The 3,512-nt window shown below is 66.7% G+C and carries 3 protein-coding genes; 2 read left to right on the forward strand and 1 reads right to left on the reverse strand.

The window, feature by feature from the left end:
• Positions 1-758 (reverse strand): DUF3050 domain-containing protein (locus NBW77_RS21860; protein WP_250280279.1); only part of this gene is annotated, 758 nt, incomplete at its 3' end.
• A 522-nt stretch (positions 759-1,280) separates the two neighbouring features.
• Between NBW77_RS21860 and NBW77_RS21865 the strand changes: the two genes are divergently transcribed.
• Positions 1,281-2,597 carry a glycosyltransferase gene (locus tag NBW77_RS21865; RefSeq protein WP_250280281.1) on the forward strand — a complete coding sequence of 439 codons (1,317 nt, stop codon included), beginning with the start codon at positions 1,281-1,283 and terminating at the stop codon, positions 2,595-2,597.
• Positions 2,594-3,512 (forward strand): cytochrome P450 family protein (locus NBW77_RS21870; RefSeq protein ID WP_250280280.1); only part of this gene is annotated, 919 nt, incomplete at its 3' end. The genes NBW77_RS21865 and NBW77_RS21870, both read left to right, overlap by 4 nt.

Genomic DNA, 3,512 nt, shown 5'->3' on the forward strand with positions numbered 1-3,512 from the left:
TCCCATAGGGTGACCCGCGCGTCCAGGGCACCAAAGACGGCCGTGGCGCACTCGTCCCACTTGGTCAGATCGTCGCCGCACAGGTCGGCGAGCATCGCCATCGCCATCGGTGTGTGCTTCTCGCCGTCGACCTCGATGTGCCGCGCCAGATAGTCGCGGAACGTGGTTAGCCTGCCGATCTGGTCGTCGTTCCGGATGACCTGGTCGAACATCTCGGGGATCAGTTCCTCTCGACCGAACGTGAACGCCGCGGCGAGGCAGTGCAGCGGCGCGGTCGTGATGAGGTTCCAGGTGGCCGTGACGAAGGCGGCGGCCGCCGGTGGCACCGCGGCGGCGGCGAGCGCCCGGGGCACCTCGGATCCGTCGCGGATCAGATTCAGGAAGTCGATGATCGGCCCGGTGTCGGCACCTGCCTGCCTCATACCGTCGATGTAGAACTCGAAATGGCTGATGTAACCATCGCCGAGCTCGTCGCTCTCCTCGGCCAGGACGATTTCGTTGATCAGTCGGCGGCTCTTCAGTGAACCGCGCGGCACCCACGGAACCTCAACGCAGGTGAGGTTCCGTTGAAGCACCTTGAGCAGCGACATGAAATCCCAGACCGCGAACACGTGGTTCTCGGTAAAGGTGTTGACATCCTCCAGAGTCTTCAAACGGCTGTAGATCGGATGCTTGGTGACCTTCACGCGTACGTTCTCGATTTTCATGTGCAGGTCGTCGATCGCCGAATGCTGTTTGCCCCAATCATTATGAGACATGGCAGTCCGCTCCGTTTCGGGTCGGGATACGGGGATCGGTGCGGGTCGGGGTCGTCCGCGGAGGGTCGAAGGTGCTAACGGAAGGTGAGGTACTCACGGCAAGTAAGGTGCTGGGGCGGAGTCAGGCTCTGATCCTGCTGCGGTCGGCTTCGATCCGGTTGCAACAGAGCCTCTGGCCTGCCAGCGGACCGCAAAATGACGGACATCGCGCTCCTAACCGGGGTGGTTCAAAGCACGCCTCGCTCGGAACTTGGCCGAGGAGCACGCGTCGAGGACCACGCGACAGATGCGGATCTTCATCGTCGCTAACCGTCGCTACTGCTCACATCCCCCTCACCATCACCAAGGTGAGTAGTCGCTGTCCGCCGGCACACCCGTGCGGACCCGCCGTCATCCTCCAGGCTGACAGTGTTGGCGCTGATCCCTTCCTCTGCCGCTGTGCGCGGGGCAGCGTGAGCTAGGCGGTGGGACCGGACGGCCCCGCTCGACGGACGAGGAGAGGGGAGGGCGACCTTGGCACACGTGCTGATCGCGACCACACCGGCCGACGGCCACGTTAACCCGGTACTTTCCATCGCGCGGCACCTCACCCGGCGTGGACACGATGTGCGGTGGTACACCGGGCAGGTCTACCGGGACAAGGTGGCCGGAGTGGGCGCTGCGTACGAGCCGATGCACACCGCCTATGACTTCGGGGGCCTGAGTAAAGAGGAGGCGTTCCCAGCCCACGGGGGGCTGACCGGACTCGCCAGCTTCCGGGCAGGCATGGAGGACATCTTCTACAACACCGCCCCCAGCCAGATGAAGGACCTCCTCGAGATCATCGAGAGGTTCCGGGTCGACGTGATTGTTTCCGATGACATGTGCTACGGCGCGTGCTTCGCTCGGGAGCGCACCGGAATCCCGTTGGCCTGGGTGGGCAATTCGGTCTACATCCTCAACAGCCGTGACACCGCGCCTCTCGGCTACGGACTGGGGCCGGCCTCATCGCGGTTCGGCCGTCTGCGCAACCGCCTGCTCACGCTGGCCGGGGATCATCTCGCGCTGCGTGCTACCCGCAAACGTGCCGACGAGGTCCGGGGCGAAACGGGACTGCCCCGTCTCGGCGCGAGCGTCATGGAGAACATCGCCCGCAGGCCGGACCTGTACCTCGTCGGCACCGTCGAGTCGTTCGAGTTTCCCCGGAGCGACCTGTTTGAGGGGACGCACTTCGTAGGCCCGCTCGACCTGCCGGCAGCGGACACCAGGTTCGACCCGCCCCCGTGGTGGAACGAACTCGACGATGGGCGGCGGGTGGTGTTAGTCACCCAGGGCACGATCGCCAACGATGCGGAACGGCTGCTCGTCCCGGCCATTCGGGCGCTGGCAGACCTGCCGGTTCTCGTCGTGGTGACCACCGGCAACCGCCCGCTGGACGCCGACACCGCGCGGTCGCTGCCGGCCAACGTACGGGTCGAGCGATTCGTCCCCTACCACCGGCTTCTGCCGCATGTCGACGTGATGGTGACAAACGGCGGGTTCAACGGGGTCAACGCCGCGCTCGCGCACGCTGTGCCGCTCGTCGTCGCAGGAGCGAGCGAGGAGAAGGCCGACGTGGCCGCGCGGGTGAGGTGGGCGGGCGTGGGGATTGCGCTTGGCCGCCGAACCCTGACCCCGCAACGGATCCGGCGTGCGGTCGGCACTGTCCTCGCCGACACGCGCTACCGGCACGCCGCCGCGCGTCTGCGAGAGGAGTACCTGGGCCACGACGGGCCGCGGCGGGCCGCGGAGCTGATCGAAGGACTGATCGGCACCTATGACCCAGCCGCGGAGGCCCCGGTCACTGGAGGCGTTCAATGAAATCCGAAGAGCTGTTGGAGGCGCCCCACGTCGACGTACCGACCATTCCCGCCCCGGTCGACTGCATGTCGCGCCTGGTCGCCGCCGGACGGGTAGCGCCGGTCGTCAAGGTCGACTACTACGGCGGAACCGCCTGGGCGGTCTGCGACATGGACCTTGTGCGTGCGGCTCTGACTGACCGGAGGCTGAGCAAGGACATCGAGCTCACCCCTGACTGGATGCGGATTCCCGGGGTGATGCTCGGCGCGCAGCCCCGCGCCGAGGTCGCCCGCACCATGGTGATGAGCGAGGGGCCGGAACACGCGAGGATCAGGCGGTTGCACGCGGAGATCTTCACACCGCGCAACACGGCTACGTGGGCCGCCCAGCTGGCCCGGCTCGCCGAGGAACTGTTGGACGAGCTGGCCGCCGAGAGCAGCGGCGGCGGCGAAGTGAACCTCGTCGAGCGCTACACCTACCCGCTCCCGCTGGTGTTCATCTGCGAGCTGCTCGGTCTGCAGCCGGAGATGCACGCCGTGATGCGCCGAATCACCGACGACATCATCTATTCGCCGGACCAGACCATACGGGCGGGCAGCGTCGGCGCGCTCGCCGGCGCGGTCGCGGGGTGGGCCAGTGATCCGAGCACGCTGAAGGATGGACTGATCACCGGTCTGCTCGAAGCGGTCGACGGCGAAGCGGCCATCACGGTGAACGAGGTTGTGACATGGACGGTCGGCCTGGTGATGGCCGGCTACGAATCGACGGCGAGCCTGATCGCCGCGGCGATCCTCGAGGCGCTGCGTAAGCCGGCTGACCAACGTCCGCGCACTGAAGCGGAGATCGACGCGTGGATCGAGGAGACCCTCCGGGTGCACCCGCCGTTCCCACACGCGACCTGGCGGTTCGCCACCGAGGACCTCGACCTCGGCGGCT

It is taken from the genome of Frankia sp. Cppng1_Ct_nod, assembly GCF_920656135.1.
Taxonomy (GTDB): domain Bacteria; phylum Actinomycetota; class Actinomycetes; order Frankiales; family Frankiaceae; genus Protofrankia; species Protofrankia meridionalis.